The following is a 26687-nucleotide window of genomic DNA, read 5'->3' as shown; positions in this document are numbered from 1 at the left end:
CGTTTAAGAACCCATTTGTTCAAGTTGAAAAAGTAGTCAAGCCGAAATTTTGCTGGCGGATTGTCTTGAATAGATCGTGAAAATTCCGTGTAGAGCACATTTTGAAACATAAGAAAGGGCCTTTCGGCCCCTCTCGCTCAAGGTTCTGCTGGCATTGCAGTGTGCTAGCGATGCAGCCCACAACCAAACATCAACAGATCCCGGAAGATACCCGATCGTTACCCGGCATGTTCACTGCCTGTAAAACATAGGCGGCAAAACGAAAGCTCATACATGGACTTCAGGCATGCCTGAAAGAAGTTTTCGCAGAACATCAGGTCACCCGGACCGAGAAGATCGGTGAAGCCCGGAATGATCGCATCGGATTTTTCTTTGGTTTTGGGCAACAGACGGTCACCCGCCCATGATCGACAGACAAACCCGGCGGCACTATTGCTGCACACCCGTTCAACTGCCCAACAAAGACGCGCATTCTACTTCGGGGAGGGTGTCAGGTCGAACCCTGACGCAGACAAACTCAGCGGACCGCCACGACAAACCCGTCGCAGCCCGCTGATGATGGCTCAAACTCGGACATTGCCCCGTGGCCCGGCGATGGCCCAAATGATCAGACCCAGCACCGGCAGGAAGATAATCAGCAATACCCAGATGATTTTCGCCCCGGTTCCTGCACCGCTTTTGATCACATTGATGATGGCCCAAATATCCAGAGCCAGAATAATCAGGCCAATCAGACCGTTGAACGTGGACCCCATGATGACGCTCCTGAGTGAGTAACTGTTCACATAGGATAGTCAGCTGTGGCCAGGGTTCCGGTTTTTATTGCATGGACCGGGCCTGTCAGACGTGAACCGCTACTTTCAAGGCTTCCAGCGAAGGTGCAGCACTGATCCCGGCTTCGGCGCACAGTTCCAGAACGCGAGGCACGTCATTGCCGAAAACCAGCACCACCTGAATCTCGTCATCCAGCGGCTGGCTCAGGTTCATCAGTACGTATCCGCCCTTCTCCGGATTCATGCTCCCCATCTGGATCTGAATGCGGTTGAGGGCCGTCAGCGCCTCTGTTTTAGCCAGTTGCTTGGGTTTGATGTTGAATGCGACACCCGGACCAAACGACGCCACGATCTGTGCAAACAGCTCCATATAGGTATCGGCCTGAAACAGGACGGTGTCTGGCAGGCTCCCGATCACGACCCACTCACCCAGGGCAATCGGGAAGCTGTCGTCGTAGTTGATATCCGGGTTGGCTGCCAGAAATGCCACCGGGTCAGCGTAAGCCTGGGCGGCTTCTGTGGCGATGGTGGCGATATCGTCGTCGTCCATGCACCCGGAGCTGATTTTGCTGATGAGTTCAACGAGAGTGGTTTTCATGGGCGAGGCCTGTCACGAGGAAAATTGAGGGCGCGCAGGATATATCAAATGCGCCCCCCGGGGTCCGAAATCAACCCGCCAGTTTCTCGAGCTGAGCCACGGCATCTGTGGCGCCCATGGTTTTGGCGGCATCCAGTGCAGTAATGCCATTGGCATCCTTGGCCTGCGGATCAGCCCCTTTGCTGATCAGGTAGTCGATGATAGCGACGCGATTGAACATCGCAGCCATCATCAGCGCAGTACGGCCATCGAACGAAGCGCCTTCAACCTGAGCGCCCCCCTCCACCAGCGCTTTGACCATCTCCAGGTCGCCTTTGAATGCTGCGCCTGCAATCGGGCTCTGACCGTTATCGTTGCGGATCTCGGGATCGGCTTTATGCTCGAGCAGAACCTTCACCGCTTCAACGTGCCCGTGATAGCTGGCGAGCATCAACAGGGTATCGCCCTTGTGATTGCGCAGATTGGGCGGCAAGCCCTTGCTCAGCAAGGCCGCCAGCATCGCCGCATCACCTTCGCGCGCCTTGTTGAACACCTGCTCGGCAAACTCCGCAGCCTCTTCCGGGGTCATCTGCCGATTTTGATCTGCTGGCTTGTCGTCTGACATATGAAGCTCCACGTTCGTTACAAAGAAATCCAGTTTCCTGAGACCGGCCCTGCGTGTCATCCCTTTTTTGCTCAAGTGCGCCATAGCGACAATCAATCGACTGGAATAATTCCATCCAACGGGAAAATAACCCGGACAAAATGGGCAAAATGCAGGATGCACGATGGCCAGTCATGCAGATTGCACGACTACCAGCTTGGCCTGAAATTACAAGCTGTTGATTTATAAGGATATTTTAAAAAATAAATAGTGGCACAATCACTGCAATACCTACTCCATGCAAGCCAGTCATGAGCCAATGGAGCTGAATCACATGAGCCTGATCCAAGAAAAATTCGCATCGTTGTTCTCTAACCACAGCGTGACTGTCAAACCCCGCCCGGATGGCGGCGTGTTGTTGACCCTGTGCGACAGCGATGGCAAACAGACACAACGCTCAATTTCCTATGCGCAATTGCACACCGCAGAACAACTGACCTGGGTGATCAGCGCGATTCGCCGCGACCTGGCCGGCACAGCCAGTGAACTGCCGACGATTTCGATGCTGCAAAGCCAGCACCGTTTTGCCCTGCCGACCTACCACTCCCGGTAATAACGCGGCATAAACCCGAAATACTAAAAAGCCAGCAGCCGCTATCAACGCGGCTGCTGGCTTTTGTCCATCTGGGTCGACTTTGCCCAAGCTCCTTGGGCAGGCGCGCCCTTAGTCTTCGAAACCCGGGAAGCGGCCGGCAATGTCCTGGCCGGTGTAACTCATCACCAGGGCTTCAGGATTGCTGAACAGGCGGATGGCAACAAAATGCGGATGCTCGCCCATGTCAAACCAGTGCGCAGTGCCCGCAGGGACTGAGATCAGGTCATTTTTCTCGCACAGTACCGCGTAAACATAATCCCCCATATGCAAGCTGAACAGCCCGCGCCCTGCCACCAGGAAACGCACTTCATCTTCCCCGTAGTGATGCTCGTCCAGAAACCTGGCGCGCAACTCGGCTTTTTGCGGGTGATCTCGATCGAGGCTGATCACATCAACCGCGATATAACCGCCCTCGGTCATCAAGTGGTCAATCTGCTCACGGTTGGCATCGATTACTTCTTCCTGGCTGGCACCCGGCCGGATCGGCGCGCACGCCTGCCAGCGATCAAAGTGCACACCCTGCTCGGCCAGAGTCGCAGCGATGTCTTCAAGGTGGGTCAGCACCTTGTTCGGCATTTCGGGGCTTGATACGTGATAAACGGACAGACTGCTCATTGGACGTAGTTCCTCGGCGTAGGCATGCCCTTACGGCTATTACAGGCCGCTCAGGCATCCTTTCAAATCAGGCTGCAAGTTTACGGCGAAGTCAGGGTTGTGCCCTGTCCTCTTGCAGTCGAGTGGCAATGATAACGGCTGCCGCCAACGCTGCGACGCTTGCCATACTAAAGGTGATAGTCGGGCCCAGCGTGTTCCAGCTGTACCCGGCGTACAACGCACCGACCGCGCCGCCAATGCCGGCCAGGGTGGCATACAGCGCCTGCCCTTGCCCCTGCTGGCCCGGACCGAAGCTGCGCTGCACGAACGTCATGGCAGAGGCATGAAAACTGCCGAAGGTGGCGGCGTGCAGCAATTGCGCCAGCAGCAACAGCCACAGGTACTCGGCAACAGACCCCAACAGCAGCCAGCGCAATGCAGCCAACAGAAAGCTGAACATTAATACCCGGCGCACCGAAAATCTTTGCAGGATGCGGCGCATGGCCAAAAACATCAGCACTTCTGCCACCACCCCCAACGCCCACAGCAAGCCGATCACACCCCGGCTATAGCCGAGGGCTTCAAGGTGCAGGGTGAGAAAGGTGTAGTACGGTCCGTGGCTCATCTGCATCAACGCGACACAGACGTAAAACGCGATCACCCCGGGGCTGCACAACTGCTGCAAAAAGCCCCCTTCCAGCGGCTCCCGCCCCTGGTATGAGGGTTGGGCGTTTGGCACCCACAGACTGAACAGGACAATCCCGGCCATGACCAGGATCAGCGCGGCCGGATAGATGTCCAGGCTCAACCATTCAAACAAACGCCCCAGAAGCACGACGGTGAGGATAAAACCAATGGATCCCCACAACCGGATCTGGCTGTAGCGCTCCGGCTGCTCGCGCAAATGGGCGAAGGTGATGACTTCAAACTGTGGCAGCACGGCGTGCCAGAAGAACGCGTGCAATGCCATGACCAGCGCCAGCCAGGCGTAACTCTTGCCGAAGAAGATCAAGCTGAAGCTGAGCAGCGTACAGAGCGCCCCCAGTCGCACGATCAACAGGCGCTTGCCGGTGTAATCCCCCAGCCAGCCCCACAGATTGGGGGCTATACAGCGCATCAGCATCGGAATGGCCACCAGCTCGCCTATTCGCGCGCTGGAGAACCCGAGATGATGAAAGTACAGCGCCAGAAAAGGCGCTGTTGCACCGAGCAAAGCGAAGTAAAAAAGATAGAACCCCGACAATCGCCAGTAAGGAAGTGGCACCACCGTCGTCAGACCATGGCGCTCAACAGTCCTTGCATTACAACTGGCCCAGCACAGGCGTGCTGACGCTCACATCGGCATTCTGCCCGCGATGGCGCAGCAGGTGGTCCATCAACACGATTGCCATCATCGCCTCGGCAATCGGCGTGGCACGGATGCCCACGCACGGGTCATGGCGGCCCTTGGTGATGACGTCCACCGGGTTACCGTCAACATCAATCGAGCGACCCGGGGTGGTGATGCTGGATGTCGGCTTGAGCGCCAGATGCGCAACAATCGGCTGACCGCTGGAAATACCGCCCAGAATGCCGCCCGCGTTGTTGCTGAGGAAACCCTGGGGCGTCATCTCGTCGCGATGCTCGGTGCCGCGCTGGGCAACACTGGCAAAACCCGCACCGATTTCAATGCCCTTGACTGCGTTGATGCTCATCAGCGCATGGGCCAGTTCTGCATCCAGACGGTCGAAAATCGGTTCGCCCAGGCCCGGAATGACCCCTTCGGCCACGACGGTAATTTTCGCCCCGACGGAATCCTGATCGCGACGCAGCTGGTCCATGTAGGCCTCGAGCTCAGGCACTTTGTCCGGGTCGGGGCTGAAGAATGCGTTTTCTTCGACCGAATCCCAGGTCTTGAACGGGATTTCAATCGGGCCCAGCTGGCTCATGTAGCCACGGATCACAATGCCCTGGGTCGCCAGGTACTTTTTGGCAATCGCACCCGCCGCCACGCGCATGGCGGTTTCACGGGCCGAGCTGCGGCCGCCGCCGCGGTAATCACGTTCACCGTATTTGTGGTGATAGGTGTAGTCCGCGTGGGACGGGCGGAACAGATCCTTGATCGCCGAGTAGTCCTTGGACTTCTGGTCGGTATTGCGGATCAGCAGGCCGATGGCGCAACCGGTAGTGCGGCCTTCAAAAACACCAGAGAGAATTTCGACTTCGTCGGCCTCCTGGCGCTGGGTGGTATGACGGCTGGTGCCAGGCTTGCGTCGATCCAGATCGTGCTGCAAGTCTTCAATGGACAGCTCGAGCCCGGGCGGGCAGCCATCAACAATGGCGACCAACGCCGGGCCATGGCTTTCGCCAGCGGTGGTGACAGTGAACAGCTTGCCGAAGGTATTGCCGGACATGCAGGGCGCTCCGCGAAAATCAGCCGATTAAATTCAGCCTCGATAACTATGCGCGCCAGTATACGCAGGCTGCCCTTGTAGTTCATCCTCGAACCTTACTCATCCGGGTTTGTCCAACCGGCACATTAGACAATGATGGCGTGATGATGCTGCGAATACTTTTTTTAGCCCTGACCCTGTTTGGCACCCAGGCCCTGGCGGCCCCCCCTTCTAATGTGTTGCTGCGGCCCATCGAGCTGGACACCGGCTCCGGCACGCTTTATGGCTCGCTGGTGCTGCCAAAGAGCGATAAACCCGTGCCCGTGGTACTGATCATTGCCGGCTCCGGCCCCACCGACCGCGATGGCAACAACACCATTGGCGGACGCAACGACAGCCTGAAGAAGCTGGCATGGCGCCTTGCCCAGAGCAATATCGCCAGCGTGCGTTTCGACAAGCGCGGAATTGCCCAAAGCCAGCCCGCAGGGCCTGACGAAAGCAAACTGAGCCTGGACCAATACGTTACCGATGCCGTGGCCTGGGGCGAGAAGCTCAAAAGTGACCCGCGCTTCGGCAAGGTGTTTGTCCTGGGCCATAGCGAAGGTGCGCTGATCGCCAGCCTGGCCGCGCCGCGCATAGGCGCCGCCGGGGTAATTTCGATTGCCGGCACGGGACGCCCGGTCGGCCAGTTGTTGCGCGAGCAGCTACAGCGCAATCACCTGCCCCCGGCCATGCTCAAGCGCAGCTTCGAGCTGATCAGCACCCTCGAAGCCGGGCGCACCGATGACAATGTGCCCGCCGACCTTGAAGTGATTTTCCGTCCAAGTGTGCAGCCGTACATGATCAGCCTGCTGCGCTATAACCCGGCTACCGCTTTTGCCGCACTGAAGATGCCGGCCCTGATTATCCAGGGCACCCACGACATCCAGGTCGAGGTCAAGGATGCACGCCTGCTCAAGGCGGCCAAGCCGGATGCCGTGCTGACCCTGATCAACGGCATGAACCACGTGATGCGCATAGTGCCGATGGACATGAAACGCCAGATCCAGTCCTACAACGACCCCAATCAGCGGGTGGCGGGAGAACTTGGTGATCGAACTGTGCGCTTCATCACTAAAGTGAATGCCGCCCAGCCCTCCAGTCCTGGCACTAACGGCCGATAAGCCAGTGTCGACCGCCCAAATCAGGTCGACATACCGGGCTTGCACAGGACTCTGCCGTTATGAGCGACACCCCATCACAACCCGCCGGCCCTGAAGAGCCGGCAACGCCCGAGACGCCTGTGCGGCCTTGGGCAGATGTGCACCCCGAGCATTTCAAAATGCTGCGCCTGGCCCCCCTGCAGACTGACCGCAGCACCGGCGCGCGGCCTTTGCGCTTTGTGCAGTTCGGCTATGCCGAGCGCAACAACAAAGACCTCAGCCTGTTGCGGCTGGAGATCCTGCTGCCCGGGCAAAAGGTACGCAAAGAACAGAACCAGCTTGAGGTGTGGGTCGACCATGCCACCCAGCGGGTGAGCATCAGCCCCGAGCGCGGTTTGCTGGTTGAGCCCATGAATCGCGGCATCGGTCGTTTCCTGATGGCCCAGGGGATTGAGTGGGTACAGAAGAAATGGGCGCGTTACCATTTTGACAGCATCGACTTGCCCAGCCGCGATGCCCTCAACGAAGACACCCGCCTGCGCCGCGACCACTGCCTGCGCACCCAGGGCTTTGATGTGATCTATGAGGACGCACTGCAGCGTAAGGCGCGGATCGAGAAAGTGCAGGCAGGCGAGCTGTACAACACCTGGAACAGCGAAAAAATCCAGTTCGTGGAGATTCTCGAGGCCGCACAAATGCTTCAGCAAGCAGAACAAAATCTGCAGGCACAAGAACTGAAACTGCGGGAAAAAGAAGAACGGATCAGCAAATACCAGCGCGAAGATACCGGTTTGCGCTTCACCATCACCTGCCTGGTTGCCTTTGCAGTGTTCCAGGCAGCGCTACTGATCTGGATTGCGACTCACCGCTAAAAAACGGCAGGAGCCTGGCTTGCCAGGCGCCTGCCGATCCAGGGCTTAAACCCGCGAAGCAAACAGCGCTTGATGCTCACGGCATTGCTCGGCCGTAAGCATGAATACGCCATGCCCGCCGCGCTCAAACTCGAGCCAGGCAAAGTCGACTTCCGGATACAACGACTCGACGTGAACCTGGCTATTGCCCACCTCAACGATCAACAAACCCTTGTCGGTCAGATGATCGCCTGCCTCGGCCAGCATCCGGCGAACCAGATTCAGCCCGTCATCGCCGCACGCCAGGCCCAGCTCGGGTTCGTGCTGATACTCCGCCGGCATGTCAGCAAAATCTTCAGCGTCGACATAGGGCGGGTTTGACACGATCAAATCGAAGCGCTGCCCCGGCAGACCATCAAAGCCATCGCCCTGAACCGTGTATACCCGCTCATCAACGCCATGGCGTTCAATGTTCTGGTTGGCCACTTCGAGTGCTTCGTAGGACAGGTCGGCCAGCACCACTTCGGCATTCTGGAACTCATACGCACAGGCGATGCCGATGCAGCCCGAGCCGGTGCACAGATCGAGGATCCGCGCCGGTTCTGCACCCAGCCACGGCTCGAAACGCTTTTCGATCAGCTCACCAATCGGCGAGCGCGGAATCAACACGCGCTCATCAACGATAAACGACATGCCGCAGAACCATGCCTCGCCCAGCAGGTAAGCCGTCGGCACGCGCTCTTCAATCCGGCGCTTGAGCAGATGCTGCAGATTAACCAGCTCATCGTCCTCGAGGCGGCAGTCGAGATAGCTGTCAGCGATTTCCCAGGGCAGGTTCAATGCCCCCAACACCAACTGTCGGGCTTCGTCCCAAGCGTTGTCGGTACCATGACCAAAGAACAGCTCTTCCCCATGAAAGTGGCTGACGGCCCAGCGAATATGGTCGCGCAGAGTGCGCAGGCGGGAAGTGATCACGGTCTTACTCCTCAAAATCGACCGATGATTCTAACAGCCAAATCCCGACAGGGTTAAGGTTGTGCCCCACGGTCAGGCAAAATGCCAAGCCGGGCGCACATAACAGCTGCGCAAAAACCCAAAATCACTCCATTTCGTACACTTGGGCACTCCGGCGCTCACCTCTGGCTGCGCTGTAGGCCAAGAACCACGTGGCTTACACGACTAGCCATTCACATAAGCGCCCGGCCAGTGGAGAATGTCGCAAAAGCCCCACTCAAAGGAGCCCCTCGAATGCCCGCTTTAAAGACGATGTTTCAACTCACTGGACGTGGTTATGCCGCTGCCAGCCTGAGCAACGCCAGCCTGCTGATCATCGATGCGCAAAATGAATACCTGAGCGGGCCTCTGGCCTTGTCCGGAATGGAAGCCGCCACCGCCAATATCGCTCTTCTGCTCGACGCGGCCCGCAAGGCCAAGCGCCCCGTGGTTCATATCCGCCATCTGGGCACGGTGGGCGGCATGTTCGACCCTCAAGGCGAGCGCGGCGCGTTCATCAAGGGCCTGGAGCCTCAAGGTGATGAGTTGATCATCGAAAAACGCATGCCCAACGCCTTCAATGACACCGGCCTGCAAAAAGCCCTGGAAAACCTGGGCTCCCTGGATGTGATTGTCTGCGGCTTCATGAGCCACTCCAGCGTCAGCACCACGGTTCGCGCCGCCAAAGACTATGGCTTGCGCTGCACCTTGGTCGAAGATGCCTGCGCCACACGCGACCTGCCTACTCCGGATGGCATTATCAGCGCCGCGCAGGTACAGAAAACCGAGATGGCAATCATGAATGACAACTTCGCCACCCTGACCCTGACCAAAAACCTGATTTGATCCCGTCCGCTCCTGATAGGCGGGCTGCTCAAGCCGCCTATCGAGACATTCCATTGCCAGCACGCTCCCCTTTTCAGCGCATCTCAGGAACAACCTGTCCATGTTCCTGTCGAAGGGCCGATACCCTTTAAGGAAAGATCGGAATGAAGATCGCCGATGGTTTTGACGCGCGACGTTTGCGTCCCAAGGCACACAGCAACTGGCGTTCGCGTCTGGTGCTGCTTTTTGCCGCCCTGCTGACGCTGTGCGGCGTGCTATTGCTACTGGCCGGCGCCAGTAGCCTGATTGGCCATCCAGAGGCGTTGGGCGAGCTCAACGCCAGCCCTGCCGGGGCGATCGTAGTGCTGGTATTCGGAATACTGATCAGCTGGCTGGGTGTCTGGCTTTGGCGCCGCCGCCGTCGCCGGATGCGCCAGCCGTTTGGGCTGAGCATGGCTGCGCACCTGATGAAAAAGCGCGACTGAGGCATATCCGCCGCCCGATTGTCGTCGACTTGGGTAAACTAGCCGCCCTTCGCGGAGGCTGACATGCAAGACGACGACTTTTCCCTGTTCAAAAACGAGACTCGCGGTGTAAAGCCGATCAAGCATGATCGTGCCGATACCGGCAAACCCAAATCCGACCGGGCACAACTGGCCAAACTGCGCCAGAACGCGACCGTGCGCACCAATGCCACGATCATCGACGGCCTGTCGGACCAGTTTGTGATTGATGTCGGCCCCGAAGATCAATTGAACTGGTCACGGGACGGCGTGCAAGAAAGCCAGATGCGCAAGCTCAAACTCGGCCAGATCAGCTTCGAAGGCAGTCTTGACCTGCACGGCATGACCGTCGAAAAGGCCCGCGAAACCCTGTGGGAGTTTCTGGGCGAAGCCTCCCGCCTTGAAGTGCGCTGTGTCCGCGTCACCCACGGCAAAGCCGTGCGCCTGGACGGCAAGCGACCAATGATCAAAAGTCACGTCAACACATGGTTGCGCCAACACTCGCAAGTGCTGGGGTTCTGCTCCTGCCAGGCCAGGCATGGGGGCGCCGGCGCGGTTTACGTCATGCTCAAGCGCACCATGATGGACGGTCGCGACGAGTAACACCCTATCACCACACTTGCAGCGCCGTGCCAGCCCCCGTACCCTTACTCTTTGCGAAAAATCCCACAGGTAGATTAATGTCCCTGGAACAAAACTACACCGCGATCCTCGGTCAACTCGGCGAAGACGTTTCCCGTGAAGGCCTGCTGGATACGCCAAAGCGTGCCGCCAAAGCCATGCAGTACCTTTGCCGCGGCTATGAGCAAACCCTGGAAGAAGTCACCAACGGTGCCTTGTTCAGCTCTGACAACAGCGAAATGGTACTGGTCAAGGACATCGAGCTTTACTCGTTGTGCGAACACCACTTGCTGCCGTTTATCGGCAAAGCTCACGTCGCTTACATTCCGAGCGGCAAAGTGCTGGGCCTGTCGAAAGTGGCACGGATAGTCGACATGTACGCCCGTCGCCTGCAGATTCAGGAAAACCTGAGCCGGCAGATTGCCGATGCGGTGATGCAGGTTACCGGTGCGCTGGGCGTGGCCGTAGTGATTGAAGCCAAGCACATGTGCATGATGATGCGCGGTGTCGAGAAACAGAACTCGTCGATGATCACCTCGGTGATGCTGGGTGAGTTCCGCGAAAACGCGGCCACCCGCAGCGAGTTTCTCAGCTTGATCAAGTAATATCCCCAGTCAGAAAGACCGGCGTTGATCGCCGGTTTTTTTTCGCCTGCCGATTTCAGGTAAGCTGCGCCCCTTCTTTCTCGCCCATGAGGCTTTTACTGTGTTTATCAAAGCGCTTCGCGTAGGCCTGGGTCAGCTGATCATCGCTGGCGATTTCATAACCCGTCCCGGCAAAAAGCAACGCCCGGCAGCGGCTCAGGCCCAGGTTGACGAGGCCGCCAAAAGCCTGACCCTGTACCAGTTCCATGCCTGCCCGTTCTGTGTAAAAACCCGCCGCACCCTGCGCCGCCTGAACGTACCAGTGGCACTGCGCGACGCCAAGAACAACGAACAGGACCGCCAGACGCTGCTGGAGCAAGGGGGCAAGATCAAAGTCCCGTGCCTGCGGATCGAAGAAGACGGCAAGACCACCTGGATGTACGACTCCAAAGTCATCATCGATTACCTGAACCAGCGTTTTGCCAACGTTTAACCTCCTGTGACCCGTACTCGCTGACGGGGAACCAAGGCTGCGAGCTCAGGTTTTGCGGGCTCTGCCCGATCGCAGCCCTGGTATATCTTCAGCGACTGCGGGTTGCTTCTGGTTCAGTCAGCGTCATCACCGTCCAACCTTGTGCAGATAATCCCCATGCGAAAATTACTTGCCCTGAGCCTGATCCTGTTGGGCGGCTGCAGTCATGAGTCGCAAACGTCCGACATCAACGGACTATGGATCAACCAGGCGGCCATCGATTCAGCCGCCCAGGGCAGGCCCTTGCTGCAGACCATTGATGCCCACGGCATGAACCTGGAATGGAACATCGATACCCGTAACGGCAAAGTACAATTTCGCAATGCATTCGAGCTGAACGAAGGTCAATTGCTGCCCAAGGCTCCCGGCACCTGGGCCATTTACCACGACGGGCATTTGATCAACGAACTGCAACTGAATGGCAAACAACTGATCCAGCAGCCCACAAAAACTTACGCAGCCCAGGTTTTCTCACGTCCGGCCCGGTCCGTCGCCGGCGCCAGGACGGACACGAATTTCCGGCAGGTATTGAACGCAGCCTATATGGGTGGTCAGTGGAGGATCGTTGAAGGCCCGGGTACCGGCAACACCGTTGCGTTCAAAGATGATGGCGGTGTGACAGGGCTGGGACAAAATGACCGGTATGAGTTGTGCCTGGGAGGCGATTGCGCCAATCAGGGTGCCGGCAATGACACCCTCTACCTGGGCAAGGGTGATATCGGGGAAGGATGGATTTTCGTCCGTCATGGCAAGCAGCTGGAGATTTTCAAGGCGATCAACCTGTCACTGCCCGACGAAATCCCCCAGCTCACTCCGGGTCCACGCCAATGGCTGCTGGAAAAACAGTGACGCAAAAAAGGAGCCCTTGGGCTCCTTACTGCTCATTCAAGGCCTGACACCGACTGCACAGCAGTCCAATTTACAGGGCCGGTTTTCAACCTGTCCTGTATCTCAATCAAGCATCCCCACATGCCGCGGATGGCTGGCCACCCGTTGCAGCCAGGCTTGAATGCCCGGATAGCCGCTCAGGTCAAATCCGCCCTGATCTGCCACGTGGGTGTAGGCATACAGCGTCACGTCCGCAATCGAATAGTGATCGCCCACCAGATACGGAGTGCGGGCCAGCTGCTGTTCCATCACGTCCAGCGCCTTGTAACCGCGCTTTTGCAGTTTGCGGTATTCCTCAAGACGTTCCTCGGGCAACCCCAGGTACAACTGGATAAACCGCGCCACTGCAATGTAAGGCTCATGGCTGTATTGCTCGAAAAACTGCCACTGCAACACTTGCGTACGCAGCCGGGGCTCACCGGGCAAGAACTCGCTGCCGTCGGCCAGGTAGTTGAGAATCGCGTTGGACTCCCAAAGGCAGGTGCCGTCTTCGAGCTCCAGCACCGGCACTTTGCCGTTGGGGTTTTTCGCCAGAAATTCCGGGGTTTCAGTTTCGCCCTTGAGAATGTCCACCGCGAACCACTGATACTCAAGACCCAGCAAATGCAACATCAGCTTGATCTTGTAGCAGTTGCCCGAGTTGTAATCGCCATAGACCTTGAACATCGCAACTTCCTTCAGGCCGCCTGGGCGGCCTGTGCTTGACGAATCACGTTAGCCAGACGCTTGAGACCTTCGTGCAGGCGCTCAGGGTCGATGTGGCTGAAGTTCAGACGCAGGCTGCCGACATTCTGATCCGGATTGGCAAAGAACGGTTCGCCCGGCATGAAGGCGACATTTTGCTCCAGCGCCGGCTTGAGCAAGGTACGGGTGTCAAACGGCTGCTTGAGGGTCAGCCAGAAGAACAGCCCGCCCTGTGGCACATGCCAGTCAGCCAGGTCCGAGAAGTGCTCTTGCAGCGCCAGCTGAAAGCCATCGCGACGCACGCGATAGAAGTCCCGCAGCTCAGCCAGGTGGTTGCTCATTTTCTCGGTGCCGATCCACTGCAAGGCCTGCCACTGACCGACACGGTTGGTGTGCAAGTCCGCCGACTGCTTGAGGCGCAACAGATGCGGGAACAGGTCCGGGCTGGAAATCAGGAATCCCACCCGCAGCCCCGGCAACAGGGTTTTGGACACGGTGCCGGTATAGATCCAGCTGGCTTTTTTCAGGCGGCTGACAATCGGCGTGGCACTGCCGCCATCGAAATTCAGTTCGCGGTACGGCTCGTCTTCGATCAGGGTCACACCGAACTCGTCCAGCAATGCCGCTACGGCGTCACGCTTGGTTTCGCTGTAACGCACGGCAGACGGGTTCTGGAAGGTCGGGATCAGGTAGATGAACGCCGGGCGATGTTGCTCCAGCTGCAGCCGTAGCGCCGCCAGATCAGGGCCATCGGCTTGCAACGGGAAGCTCAGGCACTCGGCGCCGAACAATTGAAAAATTTGCAGCGCCGCCAGGTAGGTCGGCGCTTCGAGCATGATTTCGGTGCCCTTGTCGATGTACAGCTTGGCCGCCAGGTCGAGGGCCTGTTGCGAACCGCTGAGAACCATCACCTGGCTCGCATCACAATCAACCCCCAGGGCGCGGGCTTCTGCGGCCAGTACTTCACGCAGGGCCGGCTCGCCTTCGCTCATGCCATATTGGCCCATCGAGGCCGGCATGTCGGTCCAGTCGACCTTGGGCAGCATGGCCTCGGCCGGTAGTCCGCCGGCGAAAGACATGACTTCCGGACGTTGGGCCGCAGCCAGAATTTCGCGAATCAAAGAGCTTTTCAGGCGGGAAACACGTTCGGAGAAGGCCATACAGATCACCGGTAGCGGAAGTAATTGGAAATAAGTCAAACTGATTGACCGAAATTACGCCGCGCAGCCTAGATACGTCAATATGCCTGACCTTAAAAATCCAACCACTCAGCGCGCCGCCATGGAAGCCTTCTTCTTTGGCTATCAAGCATTTACCGCCAAAGCCGATGAAATGCTGGCCCGCCGCGGGCTGAGTCGGGTGCATCAGCGCATCGTTTTTTTTATCGCCCACTACCCCGGGGTGAGCGTCAAGGAACTGCTGGTATTGCTGGGGGTCAGCAAGCAGGCATTGAATACGCCATTACGCCAGTTGATCGAGATGAACCTGGTACGCAGCGTTGCCCCCGAGACCGACAAGCGCAAGCGGCTACTGGAACTCACGGCTGACGGCGTCAGTTTCGAAAAAGCCCTGCGCCGCGAGCAAGTCAAATTGCTGCAACGGGTATTTGCCCAGGCGGGTGAAGACGCGGTCAATGGCTGGCTGGCGATCAATCAGGCTTTAGGCCAAAGCCGCCAGGCCTGACAGCTGCCTATCTGCCTATCTGCCTATCTGCCTATCTGTAGGAGCGAGCTTGCTCGCGAGCTTTTCAATGCAATAACGCAGAGCTCGCAAGCAAGCTCGCTCCAACAGAGCTTATATTTCGATCACAATCCGAAAAACATTATTTGCTTTTTTTGTATACAAAAGCATAATCCTCGTCACACACAGATTTCTGACTCAAAGGTCAGGAAAAGCATCGCCCGCCTCAAACAGCGCCCTTACAAAAATAAAAGCCTGAGGACATTACCGTGGACAGCCAAAAGTCAGAAGCACCCGCCCTGGATCTTTCACCGCCCGCCTCCCGAGGCTGGCTGGAGCGCCTGTTCAAACTGTCGCTGCATGGCACTACGGTCAAAACCGAGCTGATTGCCGGGTTGACCACCTTTATCACCATGGCCTACATCATCTTCGTCAACCCCAACATCATGGCCGATGCCGGGATTGACCATGGCGCAGCCTTTGTCGCGACCTGCATCGCCGCTGCGCTGGGCAGCATGCTGATGGGGCTTTATGCCAACTGGCCGGTAGGCCTGGCGCCAGGCATGGGCCTCAACGCGTTCTTTACCTACACCGTGGTCGGCACCATGGGCTATAGCTGGGAAACCGCCCTTGGCGCAGTGTTTATCTCCGGCGTGCTGTTTTTGATTCTGACCCTGTCACGGGTCCGCGAATGGTTACTCAACAGCATCCCCGCCAGCCTGCGCTACGCCATGGGCGCCGGCGTCGGCCTGTTTCTGGGAATCATCGGCCTGAAAACCTCGGGCATCATCGTCGACAGCCCGGCCACCCTGATCAAGCTCGGCTCACTGCGCGACCCCGCTCCGCTGCTGGCCGCCGTGTGCTTTCTGATGATCGCGATTCTCAGCTATCACAGGGTGTTCGGCGCAATCCTGATCAGCATCATCGCCGTCACTCTGGCGGGCTGGGGCCTGGATCTGGTGCACTACAACGGCATCATGTCCGCCCCGCCCAGCCTGGCACCGACCTGGATGGCGATGGACCTCAAGGGCGTGTTCAACGTCAGCATGATCAGCGTGGTCCTGGCCTTCCTGTTTGTGCACATGTTCGACACCGCCGGCACCTTGATGGGGGTGGCCCAGCGCGCCGGACTGGTGAAAGCGGATGGCAAGATCGAAAACCTGTCCCGCGCCCTCAAGGCTGACAGTGCGTCCAGCGTATTTGGGGCAGTGGTCGGTGTACCGCCCGTCACCAGCTACGTCGAAAGTGCCGCAGGCGTTGCGGCCGGCGGACGTACCGGGCTCACCGCCGTGACCGTGGGCGTACTGTTTGTCGCCGCGATGTTCTTTGCCCCGCTGGCTGGCATGATTCCCGCCTATGCCACTGCCGGAGCGCTGATCTACGTGGCCATGCTGATGATGGGCGGCATGGAGCACATCAACTGGAGCGAACCTACCGATTGCATCCCGGCGATTGTGACCATGATCATGATGCCCCTGACCTTCTCGGTGGCTGACGGTATAGCCCTTGGCTTTATCAGCTACGTTGCACTCAAGGCCGGCACGGGCAGGTACCGCGAGATATCCGTGAGCCTGTGGGTGCTCTGCGCCATTTTCATTGCCAAGTTTATTTACCTGTAAACAGGGCAATATCGACCTGCCCCGCCCGGTGCGGGGCGTTTGCTTTTTTAGAAGAGGGAGAGCACGTAATGAGTCTGGAAACCTGGCTGCTGTTCAGCAGCGCGGCACTGGTGGTGATCCTTATCCCGGGGCCGTTGTCGTTACTGATGATCAGCAACAGTTTGAACTACGGCCTGCGCCGCTCGTACCCCGCCTTTCTGGGTGGCGTGATTGCCTCGATTTGCCTGCTCAGCGCTTCGGCACTGGGGCTGGGGGCCCTGCTGCTGGCCTCGGAACAGTTGTTCAGCGCGCTCAAGATCGTCGGTGCGCTGTACCTGTTCTACCTCGCCTGGCAAAGCTGGAAGCAATCGCGGCAACCGGCCACCGCCGTCAACGTACCGGCCGCCGCACCAAAACCGCGCTTCAGTGCCCTGTTTGGACGCGCGTTCGTACTGGGAGCCAGCAATCCGAAAGACATTCTGTTCTTTGCCGCATTTTTGCCGCAGTTTCTTGATCCCGATCAGCCTTTCCTGGCGCAGTTACTGGTGATGATTGCCACCTGGACCGTGCTGGACCTGCTCTGCAAGCTGGCCTACGGCCTGGGCGCACACGGCGCGGCGGGCTACCTGCGCAGCGGCAAGGGCCAGAGCTGGTTCAACCGTATCAGTGCCGGCCTGTTCGGCGTGGCGGGCACCGCGTCTTTGCTGAGCCGCTAAAGCCGGCAATAACACCTGTAGGAGCGAGCTTTTTAACAGCCCGCTCCTACAGGCTTGGCGCACATTGCGGGCAAAAAAAAGCCCGCAGTGCGAGCGGGCAAATAACCACATGCGCAGATCGAAAAACCTAGCTGCCGCGATACGTCGAATAGCTGTACGGCGAAATCAGTAGCGGCACATGGTAGTGATCCTGCTCGGCACTGATGCCGAATCTGAGCACCACCACATCCAGAAATGCCGGCTCCGGCAACTGCACACCCCGTGCGCGGTAGTAGTCACCGGCACTGAACTGCAACTGATAAACCCCTGAACGGTAAGTGTCACCCTCCAGCAACGGTGCGTCGCAACGGCCATCGCTATTGGTCTGCGCCGTGGCGACCAGTTGCAGCTGCGAACCTTCCACCCGATACAGCTCGACCTTGATCGAACTGCCCGGACAACCGTGTGCGGCATCCAAAACGTGCGTAGTCAAACGTCCCATTGCGTGTGCGACCTCCCCGAACCGGTAAATAAAACTGGCGCTGCACCCTTTTGACCCGTCAAAAGATCCGGTGCAGCCAGGATTAAGACATTTATTAAAAAAATTGTACACAATTAAAAACGCAAATTAACCCAGGCCACAGCGCATAAGGCCTGGACCCCGTATTCCTTGAACACCGCTGCAGCCAAAGACTTTATATTCATAAGCTGACCAATCAGGCAAGTTTTTTGCAAGTACCTTTCCCGCACAAAGCATGGTAAAAATGCGCAAAAGCAGGGTTACAAACGTATTGCAAAGTTGTATACAATCAGACCATCACAGTGACGCCAGGTCTGGCCAATCGACTGTTAACTAAACAATAAGGAAGATTGAGTGAGCGCTGACTACCCACGCGACCTGATTGGTTACGGTCCCAACCCTCCGCATCCGCATTGGCCGGACAACGCCCGCATCGCCCTGTCTTTCGTACTCAACTACGAAGAAGGCGGCGAGCGCAACATCCTCCACGGCGACAAAGAATCAGAAGCCTTCCTCTCGGAAATGGTTTCGGCGCAGCCGCTGCAGGGTGAGCGCAACATGAGCATGGAGTCCCTGTACGAATACGGCAGCCGTGCCGGCGTATGGCGCGTGCTCAAGCTGTTTCGCGAATTCGATATCCCGCTCACGGTGTTCGCCGTGGCCATGGCGGCCCAACGTCACCCTGACGTAATCCGGGCCATGGTTGCCGCCGGACATGAGATTTGCAGCCACGGTTATCGCTGGATCGACTACCAGTACATGGATGAAGCCCTCGAGCGCGAACACATGCTCGAAGCCATCCGCATCCTCACCGAAATCAGCGGCGAGCGTCCGCTGGGCTGGTACACCGGCCGCACCGGCCCCAATACCCGGCGGCTGGTGATGGAAGAAGGCGGCTTTCTGTATGACTCTGACACCTACGACGATGACCTGCCCTACTGGGAACCCAACAACCCCACCGGCAAGCCGCATCTGGTGATCCCTTACACCCTGGACACCAATGACATGCGCTTCACCCAGGTGCAGGGTTTCAACACCGGCGAGCAATTTTTCCAGTACCTCAAGGATGCTTTCGATGTGCTGTACGCCGAAGGCGCAGAGTCGCCGAAAATGCTATCGATCGGCCTGCATTGCCGCCTCATTGGCCGCCCTGCGCGTCTCGCCGCCCTCAAGCGCTTCCTTGAATACGCCAGGGGCCACGAACAGGTCTGGTTCACCCGCCGCGTGGACATCGCCCGGCACTGGCACGCCACCCACCCTTTTGTTGCAGAGACCGGCCAATGAGCACCTTCAAAACTCTCAAGCCTTCAACCCTGAGTCGTGAAGCGTTCGTGGCAGCCTTTGCCGATATTTACGAACACTCGCCCTGGGTCGCCGAAAAGGCTTACGACCTGGGTCTGGACAGCAGCGTCGACCAGATCGAAACCCTGCACCAGCGCATGAGTGACATTTTGTTGAGCGCCGATCACGCCAGTCAGCTGGCACTGATCAATGCTCACCCGGACCTGGCGGGCAAAGCTGCCGTACAGGGCCAACTGACCGAAGCCAGCACCCATGAACAGGCTGGCGCCGGTATTCACCAATGCACGGAAGAAGAGTTTCAGCGCTTCACCGAGCTGAACGAGGCCTATAAAGCCAAGTTCAAGTTTCCCTTCATCATGGCGGTAAAAGGCAGCGACCGGCACCAGATCCTCGCCGCGTTCGAGACCCGCATCCACAACCCGGCAGACGTCGAGTTCAAATGTGCGTTGGCGCAAATCAACAAAATAGCCCTGTTCCGATTACTCCAGCTCTAAGCCGAGCCGGCACCTGCCGGTCACGCATCTCCAGCCACTTATTTAAAGGCAGACCAGAAGAATGAAAGCTTACGCCGTACCTTTCGAGAAGTTCGTCAACCTGGCCGATGCCCGTCTGGGCACCAAGATTATCTCGGTGACCGATGACTGGTTCGCTGACGCCAACCGCATGTTCCAGCCGACCCCGGCCGTATGGAAGGAGGGCGTTTTCGATGACAACGGCAAGTGGATGGACGGCTGGGAGTCCCGCCGCAAGCGCTTCGAAGGCTATGACAGCGCGGTGATCCGCCTGGGCGTACCCGGCTCGATCAAAGGCGTGGACATCGACACTTCATTCTTCACCGGCAACTTCCCGCCGTCTGCATCCCTTGAAGCCTGCTTTCTGGCCCAGGGCGAGCCCAACGAAAACACCCAGTGGGTTGAAGTGCTGTCCGCGGTCGAACTGCAAGGCAACAGCCACCACTACCACGAAATCAGCAATGACCAGGCCTTCAGCCACTTGCGTTTCAACATCTACCCGGACGGCGGCGTAGCCCGTCTTCGCGTGTACGGCGTGCCGTTCCGTGACTGGTCGGCAGTGGGCGACAACGAACAGGTCGACCTTGCCGCAGCCCTGAACGGTGGCCGTGCCCTGGCCTGCTCCGACGAACACTTCGGCCGCATGAGCAACATCCTCAACCCGGGCCGCGGCATCAATATGGGCGACGGCTGGGAAACCGCACGCCGCCGTACCCCGGGTAACGACTGGGTGATCGTGGCGCTGGGGCATGCCGGCGAGATCGAAAAAATCATCGTCGACACCCTGCACTTCAAGGGCAACTACCCGGACACCTGCTCGATTCAGGGCGCGTTCGTCAAAGGCGGCACTGACAGCCAGATCGAAACCCAATCGCTGTTCTGGCGTGAACTGCTGCCTGCACAGAAGATGGAAATGCACGCCGAGCACAGCTTCAGCGAGCAGATCAAAGCCCTGGGCCCGATCACTCACATTCGCCTCAACCTGTTCCCGGACGGTGGTGTAAGCCGCCTGCGTATCCTGGGCAAGGTCGCTAAATAAGGAATAACCCCGTCGCCGGTCAACCGGCTCCCACTGGCATATGCCAATGCGGGAGCCGGCTTGCCAGCGACAACAACAGATCCAACACCACAGAATCCGGAAAAGAAGACAGACCATGCGCACATTGCAGATTGAACCGCTGACCAAAGAAGCCTTCGCCCCCTTCGGTGACGTTATTGAAACCGACGGCAGCGACCACTTCATGATCAACAACGGTTCGACCATGCGCTTTCATCGTCTGGCCGAAGTCGAAACCGCGCAGCCGGAAGACAAGGCCATCATCAGCATTTTCCGCGCCGATGCGCAGGACATGCCGCTGACCGTGTGCATGCTGGAGCGCCATCCGTTGGGCAGTCAGGCTTTCATCCCGCTGCTCGGCAACCCCTTTCTGATCGTGGTCGCGCCACTTGGCGATGAACCTGTATCAGGCTTGGTCCGCGCCTTTGTCAGTAATGGCAGGCAGGGCATTAATTACCATCGCGGCGTTTGGCACCATCCGGTGCTGACGATCGAAAAGCGGGATGACTTCCTGGTGGTTGATCGCAGTGGCACAGGCAATAACTGCGATGAGCATTTCTTCAAAGAGGATGAGCGATTGATCCTCGCCCCCCACCAATAAGAGAAGGTCTGATCACTCACGCAAGAGTGACAGGCAAGAGGTAGAGACTGTGGAAGCACATCTGATGGAATGGCTGAATCTGAGCGTACGCTGGATTCATATGATTACCGGTGTGGCCTGGATCGGCGCGTCGTTTTATTTTGTCTGGCTGGAAAACAACCTCAACCGCAACAACCCAAAAGAGGGGCTGGCCGGCGACTTGTGGGCCATCCACGGCGGCGGCATTTACCACCTCGAAAAATACAAGCTGGCCCCCCCTACCATGCCGGACAACCTGCACTGGTTTAAATGGGAGGCCTATTTCACCTGGATGTCGGGCATCGCCCTGCTGTGCCTGGTGTTCTACTTCAACCCGGCACTTTACCTGATCGCTCCCGGCAGCAGCCTGAGCGGCCCGCAAGCGGTGGCCATCGGCATTGGTTCATTGATTGCCGGCTGGTTCATTTACGACTTTCTGTGCGATTCGGCCCTGGGCAAACGCCCGGCGCTGCTCGGCCTGATCCTGTTCGTACTGCTGGTAGCTGCCGCATTCGGCCTGAGCAAGGTGTTCAGCGGCCGAGGCGCCTATCTGCATGTGGGCGCCATTATCGGCACCATCATGGTCGGCAACGTGTTTCGCATCATCATGCCGGCCCAGCGGGCTCTGGTGGCCGCGATCAAGGAAGGCCGTACGCCCGATCCGGCTCTGCCGGCCAAAGGCCTGCTGCGTTCACGTCACAACAACTACTTCACCTTGCCGGTGCTGTTCATCATGATCAGCAACCACTTCCCCAGCACCTACGGCAGTGCCTACAACTGGTTGATCCTGGCCGGGATTGCGGTGCTGGCAGTATTGGTACGCCATTACTTCAACACCCGCCATAACAGCCACAAATTTGCCTGGACCTTGCCGGTCGCGGCCCTGGGCATGATCTGCCTGGCATACGTCACCGGCCCCAAGCCTGCACCAACCGCCCCCGCAGTGGCCAAGGTGATCAAGTATCAGCCCATCCCTGAAACCGCAGTCAGTGGCGCCAAACCCGCTACCGCGCCGGCGCCTGTCACTGCACCTGCTGCAGCGCCAGCACCGGTGGCCAGCGTCGATTTCGACAAGGTGCACGCCGTGATTCAGGAGCGCTGCGCGGTCTGTCATTCGGCCACACCCACCAGCCCGCTGTTCAGCGCGGCCCCCGGGGGCGTGATGCTCGACACCGCACAACAAATCCAGTTGATGGCACCGCGGATTCAGGCCCAGGCCGTCGCCAGCCAGATCATGCCGCTGGGCAACATCACCCAGATGACCCAACAGGAACGTGACCTTCTGGGCGCCTGGATCAACACCGGAGCCCGCACCAACTGACGCACACCTTCTGTGACCGCAGCCATGGCGCGGTCACAGAAACACACCACAAGCTCACAACAATAAAAATGAACGAGGTGTTGCATGTCCGAATTAACCGAACCACGCATACCCGCCATAACCGCTCCGCCTCCCCTGGCGCGGTTGCCGTTGTTGCAATTGATTCTGGTCGGCTTGCAGCATGTGCTGCTGATGTATGGCGGCGCCGTTGCCGTACCGCTGATTATCGGCCAGGCCGCAGGCCTTAGCCGCGAAGAGATCGCTTTCCTGATCAACGCCGACCTGCTGGTGGCCGGGATCGCAACCATCGTCCAGTCGATGGGCATCGGCCCCATGGGCATTCGCATGCCCGTGATGATGGGCGCCAGTTTCGCTGCAGTCGGCAGCATGGTGGCCATGGCCGGAATGCCGGGTATCGGCATGACCGGGATTTTCGGCGCAACCATTGCTGCCGGTTTTTTCGGGATGATCATCGCGCCCTTCATGTCCAGAGTGGTGCGCTTCTTCCCGCCGCTGGTGACCGGCACCGTGATCACCTCCATTGGTCTGTCACTGTTCCCCGTGGCAGTGAACTGGGCCGGTGGCGGCAGTGCCGCGGCACAGTTCGGCTCACCGATGTACCTGGCCATCGCCGCACTGGTGCTGGCCACCATCCTGCTGATCAACCGTTTCATGCGTGGCTTCTGGGTCAACATTTCGGTGCTGATCGGCATGGCCCTGGGTTATATATTGTCCGGCGCACTGGGCATGGTCGACCTCAACGGCATCGGTCTGGCGCCGTGGTTCCAGGTGGTCACCCCGCTGCACTTCGGCATGCCTGAATTCCATCTGGCACCGATCCTGTCCATGTGTCTGGTGGTGGTGATCATTTTTGTCGAGTCCACCGGGATGTTTCTGGCCCTGGGCAAAATTACCGGCCAGGAGGTAACCCCGCGCATGCTGCGCCGCGGCTTGCTGTGCGATGCCGGGGCTTCGTTCCTGGCCGGCTTCTTCAACACCTTTACCCACTCCTCCTTCGCCCAGAATATCGGTCTGGTGCAAATGACCGGCGTGCGTTGCCGCTCGGTAACCATCATGGCCGGGGTATTCCTGATTACCCTCAGCCTGCTGCCCAAGGCAGCCTATCTGGTGGCCTCGATTCCGCCAGCCGTACTGGGCGGCGCAGCCATCGCCATGTTCGGCATGGTGGCAGCCACGGGGATCAAGATCCTTCAGGAAGCGGACATTGCCGACCGACGCAATCAATTGCTGGTGGCGGTAAGTATCGGCATGGGCCTGATTCCGGTGGTAAGGCCGGAGTTCTTCGCCCACCTGCCACTGTGGATGGGCCCCATCACCCACAGCGGCATTGCCATGGCCGCCGTCAGCGCGGTCAGCCTGAACCTGTTGTTCAATGTGCTGGGCGGCGCCGGGCGCGCCGCCATGAGCGGGCACGTGCATCAGCACTGATGCCCCATCTGCCTGTCTGTAGGAGCGAGCTTTTAACGCAGCAACGAAAAGCTCGCTCCTACAGTGCATCGGCGCATCGGTATTAAAAATAATAAAAAAGGGAATTACCCATGAACTGCAAACACTGGGGCATCACGCTCGCGGGTGGGTTTCTGGCTGCCGGTCAGGCCATGGCCGGTGATCTGTTTGTATGGCAAACCAACAGCCTGACGTATCTGTACGGCAAGAATTTCGCGATCAACCCTTCGATCCAGCAAACCCTCACCTTTGAACATGCCGATAAATGGAAATACGGCGACAACTTCCTGTTTGTCGACCGGATTTTCTACAACGGCAAAGCCGACCCCAACAAAGGTCCGCACACTTATTACGGCGAGTTCAGCCCGCGGCTGTCGTTCGGCAAGATATTCGAGCGGAAACTGGAGTTCGGTCCGGTCAAGGATGTATTGCTGGCCATGACTTACGAGTACGGCGAAGGCGACAGCGAGGCCTACCTGATCGGCCCGGGCTTTGACCTGGCGGTACCCGGGTTCAATTATTTCACCCTCAACTTCTATCGCCGTCACACCGAAGGGCCACGTCCCGGCACCGGAACCTGGCAGATCACTCCGTCGTTTTCCTACACCCTTCCCTTGGGCCGCTCCAACCTGCTGATCGATGGCTACCTGGACTGGGTGGTGGACAACGATCGCAACTCACGGGGCACTTACCACGCCAACCTGCACTTCAATCCGCAGATCAAGTACGACCTGGGCAAAGCCCTCAATCTGGGTGAAAAACAATTGTATGTCGGCATCGAATACAGTTACTGGAAGGACAAGTACGGCATCGATAGCAGCAGCCGTCTGGACACCAATCAGAACACTGCCAGCGCCCTGGTGAAAGTGCACTTCTAGATCAAGCCTCTGCGATGCCCTGTGATTGCCCGACATGCGCAATGACAGGGCACTTGAGTACCGGCCCCGGAGCCCGTATCCTGCGCGCCCGCTCACGGGTGAGCGTTGTTCAAAGCTGACTTCAAAGCCAACTTAATACAGTTAAACCAAGGGTTTACGGCCGCCTTAGCGCTCTATCCACTCAACTGTCAGACGACAGCCGAGGGATTTACGTTGGCCGCCAAACCGCCGTGGCCCGGCACTTGCTACAGGTATTAAAGTTGACCGAAAGGGCAAGTTTTAAACAGAGGAATCAAGGCGCCGGAACAGAGCGTTACGTTCTTATCAATGCAGAATTTTTAATTTTTGGAGCAACCGAATGAAGCGCATTCTGACCAGCCTGATGCTTGCGGGGAGCATGCTTGGCGGGGCACCGGCAGTTGCCGGCGACCTGCTGCAATGGCAAACCAACAGCCTGACTTACTTGTACGGCAAGGACTTCCAGGTCAACCCGAAAATTCAACAGACCCTGACCTTCGAGCACGCTGACAGCTGGAAGTACGGTGACAACTTTCTCTTCGTCGACCGTATTTTTTACAACGGTAAAAAAGATGGCAACGTAGGCCCGAACACTTACTACGGCGAGTTCACCCCGCGTTTGTCGATGGGCAAGATCTTCGACCAGAAGTTTGAGTTCGGTCCGATCAAAGACGTGCTGCTGGCCATGACTTACGAGTTCGGCGAAGGCGACACCGATGCTTACCTGATCGGTCCGGGTTTCGACCTGAACGTACCGGGCTTCGACTACTTCCAGCTGAACTTCTACCAGCGCTTCCCTGAAGGCAACCGTGCCGGCCGTGGCGTGTGGCAGATCACCCCGGTGTGGTCCTACACCCTGCCCCTGGGCAATTCCGATGTGCTGATCGACGGCTACATGGACTGGGTGGTCGACAACGACCAGAACTCGCGCGGCACCTACCACGCCAACCTGCACTTCAACCCGCAGATCAAATATGACCTGGGCAAGGCTTTGAGCTGGGGCGCCAAGCAGTTGTACGTCGGTATTGAATACGACTACTGGAAAAACAAATACGGCATCGAAGACAGCGGCGCGTTCAAAACCAATCAGGACACTGCGAGCCTGCTGGTCAAGTACCACTTCTGATACCCGGGCCCCGGGCGCTTCACTGCGCCTGGGGCGCCAGCAGCAACCCGCGCAGCATCAGGTCCAGGCTGTCCAGAGACGCCGCCAGACGCTGTGGCGGGTTGTCGGCCCCGGCAATCCAGAACGACAGGTCCATCAAGCCACCCTGAATCAACCGTGCCAGGGCTTCGGGATCGGTGGCCTGAATCACCCGGGTGTCCATCAAGCCTTGCAGCATCGCCGCCATTGAAGCGCTGCAGTCCGACTGGCTGCTCTGCAGGTACTGCGACCCCAGCACCGACGGCGCATCGCGCAGCATGATCCGCTGCACCTCCACCTGCAGTGCCATTTCCAGAAACATCCGACAACGCCCTTTAAAACCGTCCCACGGGCTCGCCGCCCGCGCAAAGGCCTCTGCCAACTGTACATCCAGCTCGGCATCGACTTGCTGCACCACGGCCTGCAACAACCCCTTCTTGTCGCCAAAATGGTGATACAGCGCACCCCGGGTCAGCCCCACCGAAGCAGTGAGTTCATCCATCGACGTCTGCGCATAACCGATCGAGCCAAACGCCTGACGCGCTGCATCGAGCAGCTTGCCACGGGTTTGTTCAATCATTTGTGACCGCACTTTGGGCGCCATGCCTGTCCCCCTAATTTCAGATACGTCGCGTATGTTAATTGACATACGCAGCGTATGCGTATATTTCTGCATAC

Annotated in this window: 31 protein-coding genes; 20 read left to right on the top strand and 11 right to left on the bottom strand. The window is 58.3% G+C overall.

The window, feature by feature from the left end; genetic code table 11:
• Positions 1-563 precede the first annotated feature (563 nt).
• From WG29040_RS13105 to WG29040_RS13095, 3 genes are all read right to left on the bottom strand, one after another.
• Positions 564-755 (bottom strand): PLDc N-terminal domain-containing protein, encoded by a 192-nt coding sequence (locus tag WG29040_RS13105; RefSeq protein ID WP_003442042.1) that lies wholly within the window; start codon positions 753-755, stop codon positions 564-566.
• An 85-nt stretch (positions 756-840) separates the two neighbouring features.
• Complete coding sequence (locus tag WG29040_RS13100; protein WP_010656408.1) at positions 841-1371, bottom strand: hypothetical protein; 531 nt, start codon at positions 1369-1371, stop codon at positions 841-843.
• 70 nt (positions 1372-1441) lie between these two features.
• Positions 1442-1975 carry an ankyrin repeat domain-containing protein gene (locus tag WG29040_RS13095; protein WP_003442036.1) on the bottom strand — a complete coding sequence of 178 codons (534 nt, stop codon included), beginning with the start codon at positions 1973-1975 and terminating at the stop codon, positions 1442-1444.
• Between the two features lie 313 nt (positions 1976-2288).
• Here WG29040_RS13095 and WG29040_RS13090 point away from each other — a divergent pair, with 313 nt between their 5' ends.
• On the top strand, positions 2289-2567 hold the full coding sequence (locus WG29040_RS13090) for a DUF3509 domain-containing protein (RefSeq protein ID WP_003442035.1): 279 nt from the start codon (positions 2289-2291) through the stop codon (positions 2565-2567).
• 111 nt (positions 2568-2678) lie between these two features.
• Here WG29040_RS13090 and WG29040_RS13085 read toward each other — a convergent pair whose 3' ends face one another.
• From WG29040_RS13085 to aroC, 3 genes are all read right to left on the bottom strand, one after another.
• The gene (locus WG29040_RS13085) at positions 2679-3224 is read right to left on the bottom strand and encodes an acireductone dioxygenase (RefSeq protein WP_003442034.1); all 546 of its coding nucleotides are present in this window, start codon (positions 3222-3224) and stop codon (positions 2679-2681) included.
• A gap of 91 nt (positions 3225-3315) precedes the next feature.
• Positions 3316-4470 carry an MFS transporter gene (locus WG29040_RS13080; protein WP_127196248.1) on the bottom strand — a complete coding sequence of 385 codons (1155 nt, stop codon included), beginning with the start codon at positions 4468-4470 and terminating at the stop codon, positions 3316-3318.
• 34 nt (positions 4471-4504) lie between these two features.
• Positions 4505-5596: a chorismate synthase gene (gene aroC, locus WG29040_RS13075; RefSeq protein ID WP_003442032.1), complete on the bottom strand. Its 1092-nt coding sequence runs from the start codon at positions 5594-5596 to the stop codon at positions 4505-4507.
• Positions 5597-5739: 143 nt separating this feature from the next.
• Here aroC and WG29040_RS13070 point away from each other — a divergent pair, with 143 nt between their 5' ends.
• Together WG29040_RS13070 and WG29040_RS13065 are read left to right on the top strand one after the other, a co-directional pair.
• Positions 5740-6738: an alpha/beta hydrolase gene (locus tag WG29040_RS13070; RefSeq protein WP_003442029.1), complete on the top strand. Its 999-nt coding sequence runs from the start codon at positions 5740-5742 to the stop codon at positions 6736-6738.
• A 59-nt stretch (positions 6739-6797) separates the two neighbouring features.
• Positions 6798-7589 (top strand): hypothetical protein, encoded by a 792-nt coding sequence (locus tag WG29040_RS13065; protein WP_003442026.1) that lies wholly within the window; start codon positions 6798-6800, stop codon positions 7587-7589.
• A 45-nt stretch (positions 7590-7634) separates the two neighbouring features.
• Here the strand turns inward: WG29040_RS13065 and prmB are convergent, their stop codons facing one another.
• Positions 7635-8543, bottom strand: coding sequence for a 50S ribosomal protein L3 N(5)-glutamine methyltransferase (gene prmB, locus WG29040_RS13060; protein WP_003442023.1), 909 nt, complete (start codon positions 8541-8543; stop codon positions 7635-7637).
• 273 nt (positions 8544-8816) lie between these two features.
• Between prmB and WG29040_RS13055 the strand changes: the two genes are divergently transcribed.
• The 6 genes from WG29040_RS13055 (at position 8817) to WG29040_RS13030 (ending at position 12475) form a co-directional block, all read left to right on the top strand.
• On the top strand, positions 8817-9407 hold the full coding sequence (locus WG29040_RS13055) for a cysteine hydrolase family protein (protein ID WP_003442020.1): 591 nt from the start codon (positions 8817-8819) through the stop codon (positions 9405-9407).
• 143 nt (positions 9408-9550) lie between these two features.
• Positions 9551-9871 (top strand): hypothetical protein, encoded by a 321-nt coding sequence (locus WG29040_RS13050; RefSeq protein ID WP_003442017.1) that lies wholly within the window; start codon positions 9551-9553, stop codon positions 9869-9871.
• A gap of 63 nt (positions 9872-9934) precedes the next feature.
• A complete protein-coding gene (locus WG29040_RS13045; RefSeq protein ID WP_003442014.1) occupies positions 9935-10492 on the top strand; it encodes a Smr/MutS family protein in 558 nt (185 codons plus the stop codon).
• Between the two features lie 77 nt (positions 10493-10569).
• Positions 10570-11115 carry a GTP cyclohydrolase I FolE gene (gene folE, locus WG29040_RS13040; protein ID WP_003442011.1) on the top strand — a complete coding sequence of 182 codons (546 nt, stop codon included), beginning with the start codon at positions 10570-10572 and terminating at the stop codon, positions 11113-11115.
• A 100-nt stretch (positions 11116-11215) separates the two neighbouring features.
• A complete protein-coding gene (locus WG29040_RS13035) occupies positions 11216-11587 on the top strand; it encodes a glutathione S-transferase N-terminal domain-containing protein (protein ID WP_003442008.1) in 372 nt (123 codons plus the stop codon).
• A 156-nt stretch (positions 11588-11743) separates the two neighbouring features.
• Positions 11744-12475, top strand: a complete 732-nt coding sequence (locus WG29040_RS13030) for a hypothetical protein (RefSeq protein WP_127196247.1) — start codon at positions 11744-11746, stop codon at positions 12473-12475.
• Between the two features lie 102 nt (positions 12476-12577).
• Here WG29040_RS13030 and WG29040_RS13025 read toward each other — a convergent pair whose 3' ends face one another.
• Positions 12578-13180, bottom strand: a complete 603-nt coding sequence (locus WG29040_RS13025; RefSeq protein ID WP_003442001.1) for a glutathione S-transferase family protein — start codon at positions 13178-13180, stop codon at positions 12578-12580.
• A gap of 11 nt (positions 13181-13191) precedes the next feature.
• A complete protein-coding gene (locus WG29040_RS13020) occupies positions 13192-14358 on the bottom strand; it encodes a PLP-dependent aminotransferase family protein (protein WP_127196246.1) in 1167 nt (388 codons plus the stop codon).
• An 82-nt stretch (positions 14359-14440) separates the two neighbouring features.
• Between WG29040_RS13020 and WG29040_RS13015 the strand changes: the two genes are divergently transcribed.
• The 3 genes from WG29040_RS13015 to WG29040_RS13005 all read left to right on the top strand — a co-directional run bounded on the left by WG29040_RS13015 (position 14441) and on the right by WG29040_RS13005 (position 17192).
• Positions 14441-14881 carry a MarR family winged helix-turn-helix transcriptional regulator gene (locus WG29040_RS13015; RefSeq protein ID WP_003441996.1) on the top strand — a complete coding sequence of 147 codons (441 nt, stop codon included), beginning with the start codon at positions 14441-14443 and terminating at the stop codon, positions 14879-14881.
• Between the two features lie 266 nt (positions 14882-15147).
• Positions 15148-16497, top strand: a complete 1350-nt coding sequence (locus tag WG29040_RS13010) for an NCS2 family permease (protein ID WP_003441995.1) — start codon at positions 15148-15150, stop codon at positions 16495-16497.
• 68 nt (positions 16498-16565) lie between these two features.
• A complete protein-coding gene (locus WG29040_RS13005) occupies positions 16566-17192 on the top strand; it encodes a LysE family translocator (RefSeq protein ID WP_003441992.1) in 627 nt (208 codons plus the stop codon).
• Positions 17193-17319: 127 nt separating this feature from the next.
• On the opposite strand, the gene uraH is transcribed toward WG29040_RS13005, so the two are convergent.
• Positions 17320-17673, bottom strand: a complete 354-nt coding sequence (uraH, locus tag WG29040_RS13000; RefSeq protein WP_003441977.1) for a hydroxyisourate hydrolase — start codon at positions 17671-17673, stop codon at positions 17320-17322.
• A 372-nt stretch (positions 17674-18045) separates the two neighbouring features.
• Between uraH and puuE the strand changes: the two genes are divergently transcribed.
• The 8 genes from puuE to WG29040_RS12960 all read left to right on the top strand — a co-directional run bounded on the left by puuE (position 18046) and on the right by WG29040_RS12960 (position 25991).
• The gene (gene puuE / locus WG29040_RS12995; RefSeq protein ID WP_003441974.1) at positions 18046-18975 is read left to right on the top strand and encodes an allantoinase PuuE; all 930 of its coding nucleotides are present in this window, start codon (positions 18046-18048) and stop codon (positions 18973-18975) included.
• On the top strand, positions 18972-19487 hold the full coding sequence (gene uraD, locus WG29040_RS12990) for a 2-oxo-4-hydroxy-4-carboxy-5-ureidoimidazoline decarboxylase (protein ID WP_003441971.1): 516 nt from the start codon (positions 18972-18974) through the stop codon (positions 19485-19487). The genes puuE and uraD overlap by 4 nt, the downstream gene beginning before the upstream one ends.
• A 61-nt stretch (positions 19488-19548) precedes the next feature.
• A complete protein-coding gene (gene alc, locus WG29040_RS12985) occupies positions 19549-20544 on the top strand; it encodes an allantoicase (protein WP_003441968.1) in 996 nt (331 codons plus the stop codon).
• Positions 20545-20659: 115 nt separating this feature from the next.
• The gene (locus WG29040_RS12980; protein ID WP_003441966.1) at positions 20660-21163 is read left to right on the top strand and encodes an ureidoglycolate lyase; all 504 of its coding nucleotides are present in this window, start codon (positions 20660-20662) and stop codon (positions 21161-21163) included.
• A gap of 49 nt (positions 21164-21212) precedes the next feature.
• Positions 21213-22502, top strand: a complete 1290-nt coding sequence (locus WG29040_RS12975) for a urate hydroxylase PuuD (RefSeq protein ID WP_127196245.1) — start codon at positions 21213-21215, stop codon at positions 22500-22502.
• Between the two features lie 84 nt (positions 22503-22586).
• On the top strand, positions 22587-23951 hold the full coding sequence (locus tag WG29040_RS12970; RefSeq protein WP_003441961.1) for a nucleobase:cation symporter-2 family protein: 1365 nt from the start codon (positions 22587-22589) through the stop codon (positions 23949-23951).
• 110 nt (positions 23952-24061) lie between these two features.
• A complete protein-coding gene (locus WG29040_RS12965; RefSeq protein WP_127196244.1) occupies positions 24062-24847 on the top strand; it encodes an outer membrane protein OmpK in 786 nt (261 codons plus the stop codon).
• Positions 24848-25205: 358 nt separating this feature from the next.
• A complete protein-coding gene (locus tag WG29040_RS12960) occupies positions 25206-25991 on the top strand; it encodes an outer membrane protein OmpK (protein ID WP_003441958.1) in 786 nt (261 codons plus the stop codon).
• A gap of 19 nt (positions 25992-26010) precedes the next feature.
• Here WG29040_RS12960 and WG29040_RS12955 read toward each other — a convergent pair whose 3' ends face one another.
• Positions 26011-26613 carry a TetR/AcrR family transcriptional regulator gene (locus WG29040_RS12955; RefSeq protein WP_003441956.1) on the bottom strand — a complete coding sequence of 201 codons (603 nt, stop codon included), beginning with the start codon at positions 26611-26613 and terminating at the stop codon, positions 26011-26013.
• Positions 26614-26687: the final 74 nt, after the last annotated feature.

It is taken from the genome of Pseudomonas sp. PAMC 29040 (assembly GCF_003994535.1).
In the GTDB taxonomy this organism is placed as follows: Bacteria; Pseudomonadota; Gammaproteobacteria; order Pseudomonadales; family Pseudomonadaceae; genus Aquipseudomonas; species Aquipseudomonas paraversuta.
Note: the sequence above shows the minus strand (reverse complement) of the source record. Positions and strands in the feature narration are given on the sequence as shown.

Excerpts from the sequence above, each read along its gene's own strand:
- WG29040_RS13105 (WP_003442042.1), bottom strand. The coding sequence starts at position 755 with ATGGGGTCCACGTTCAACGGTCTGATTGGCCTGATTATTCTGGCTCTG.
- WG29040_RS13100 (WP_010656408.1), bottom strand. The coding sequence starts at position 1,371 with ATGAAAACCACTCTCGTTGAACTCATCAGCAAAATCAGCTCCGGGTGC.
- WG29040_RS13095 (WP_003442036.1), bottom strand. The coding sequence starts at position 1,975 with ATGTCAGACGACAAGCCAGCAGATCAAAATCGGCAGATGACCCCGGAA.
- WG29040_RS13090 (WP_003442035.1), top strand. The coding sequence starts at position 2,289 with ATGAGCCTGATCCAAGAAAAATTCGCATCGTTGTTCTCTAACCACAGC.
- WG29040_RS13085 (WP_003442034.1), bottom strand. The coding sequence starts at position 3,224 with ATGAGCAGTCTGTCCGTTTATCACGTATCAAGCCCCGAAATGCCGAAC.
- aroC (WP_003442032.1), bottom strand. The coding sequence starts at position 5,596 with ATGTCCGGCAATACCTTCGGCAAGCTGTTCACTGTCACCACCGCTGGC.
- WG29040_RS13070 (WP_003442029.1), top strand. The coding sequence starts at position 5,740 with ATGATGCTGCGAATACTTTTTTTAGCCCTGACCCTGTTTGGCACCCAG.
- WG29040_RS13065 (WP_003442026.1), top strand. The coding sequence starts at position 6,798 with ATGAGCGACACCCCATCACAACCCGCCGGCCCTGAAGAGCCGGCAACG.
- WG29040_RS13055 (WP_003442020.1), top strand. The coding sequence starts at position 8,817 with ATGCCCGCTTTAAAGACGATGTTTCAACTCACTGGACGTGGTTATGCC.
- WG29040_RS13050 (WP_003442017.1), top strand. The coding sequence starts at position 9,551 with ATGAAGATCGCCGATGGTTTTGACGCGCGACGTTTGCGTCCCAAGGCA.
- WG29040_RS13045 (WP_003442014.1), top strand. The coding sequence starts at position 9,935 with ATGCAAGACGACGACTTTTCCCTGTTCAAAAACGAGACTCGCGGTGTA.
- folE (WP_003442011.1), top strand. The coding sequence starts at position 10,570 with ATGTCCCTGGAACAAAACTACACCGCGATCCTCGGTCAACTCGGCGAA.
- WG29040_RS13030 (WP_127196247.1), top strand. The coding sequence starts at position 11,744 with ATGCGAAAATTACTTGCCCTGAGCCTGATCCTGTTGGGCGGCTGCAGT.
- WG29040_RS13025 (WP_003442001.1), bottom strand. The coding sequence starts at position 13,180 with ATGTTCAAGGTCTATGGCGATTACAACTCGGGCAACTGCTACAAGATC.
- WG29040_RS13020 (WP_127196246.1), bottom strand. The coding sequence starts at position 14,358 with ATGGCCTTCTCCGAACGTGTTTCCCGCCTGAAAAGCTCTTTGATTCGC.
- WG29040_RS13015 (WP_003441996.1), top strand. The coding sequence starts at position 14,441 with ATGCCTGACCTTAAAAATCCAACCACTCAGCGCGCCGCCATGGAAGCC.
- WG29040_RS13005 (WP_003441992.1), top strand. The coding sequence starts at position 16,566 with ATGAGTCTGGAAACCTGGCTGCTGTTCAGCAGCGCGGCACTGGTGGTG.
- uraH (WP_003441977.1), bottom strand. The coding sequence starts at position 17,673 with ATGGGACGTTTGACTACGCACGTTTTGGATGCCGCACACGGTTGTCCG.
- uraD (WP_003441971.1), top strand. The coding sequence starts at position 18,972 with ATGAGCACCTTCAAAACTCTCAAGCCTTCAACCCTGAGTCGTGAAGCG.
- alc (WP_003441968.1), top strand. The coding sequence starts at position 19,549 with ATGAAAGCTTACGCCGTACCTTTCGAGAAGTTCGTCAACCTGGCCGAT.
- WG29040_RS12980 (WP_003441966.1), top strand. The coding sequence starts at position 20,660 with ATGCGCACATTGCAGATTGAACCGCTGACCAAAGAAGCCTTCGCCCCC.
- WG29040_RS12970 (WP_003441961.1), top strand. The coding sequence starts at position 22,587 with ATGTCCGAATTAACCGAACCACGCATACCCGCCATAACCGCTCCGCCT.
- WG29040_RS12965 (WP_127196244.1), top strand. The coding sequence starts at position 24,062 with ATGAACTGCAAACACTGGGGCATCACGCTCGCGGGTGGGTTTCTGGCT.
- WG29040_RS12960 (WP_003441958.1), top strand. The coding sequence starts at position 25,206 with ATGAAGCGCATTCTGACCAGCCTGATGCTTGCGGGGAGCATGCTTGGC.
- WG29040_RS12955 (WP_003441956.1), bottom strand. The coding sequence starts at position 26,613 with ATGGCGCCCAAAGTGCGGTCACAAATGATTGAACAAACCCGTGGCAAG.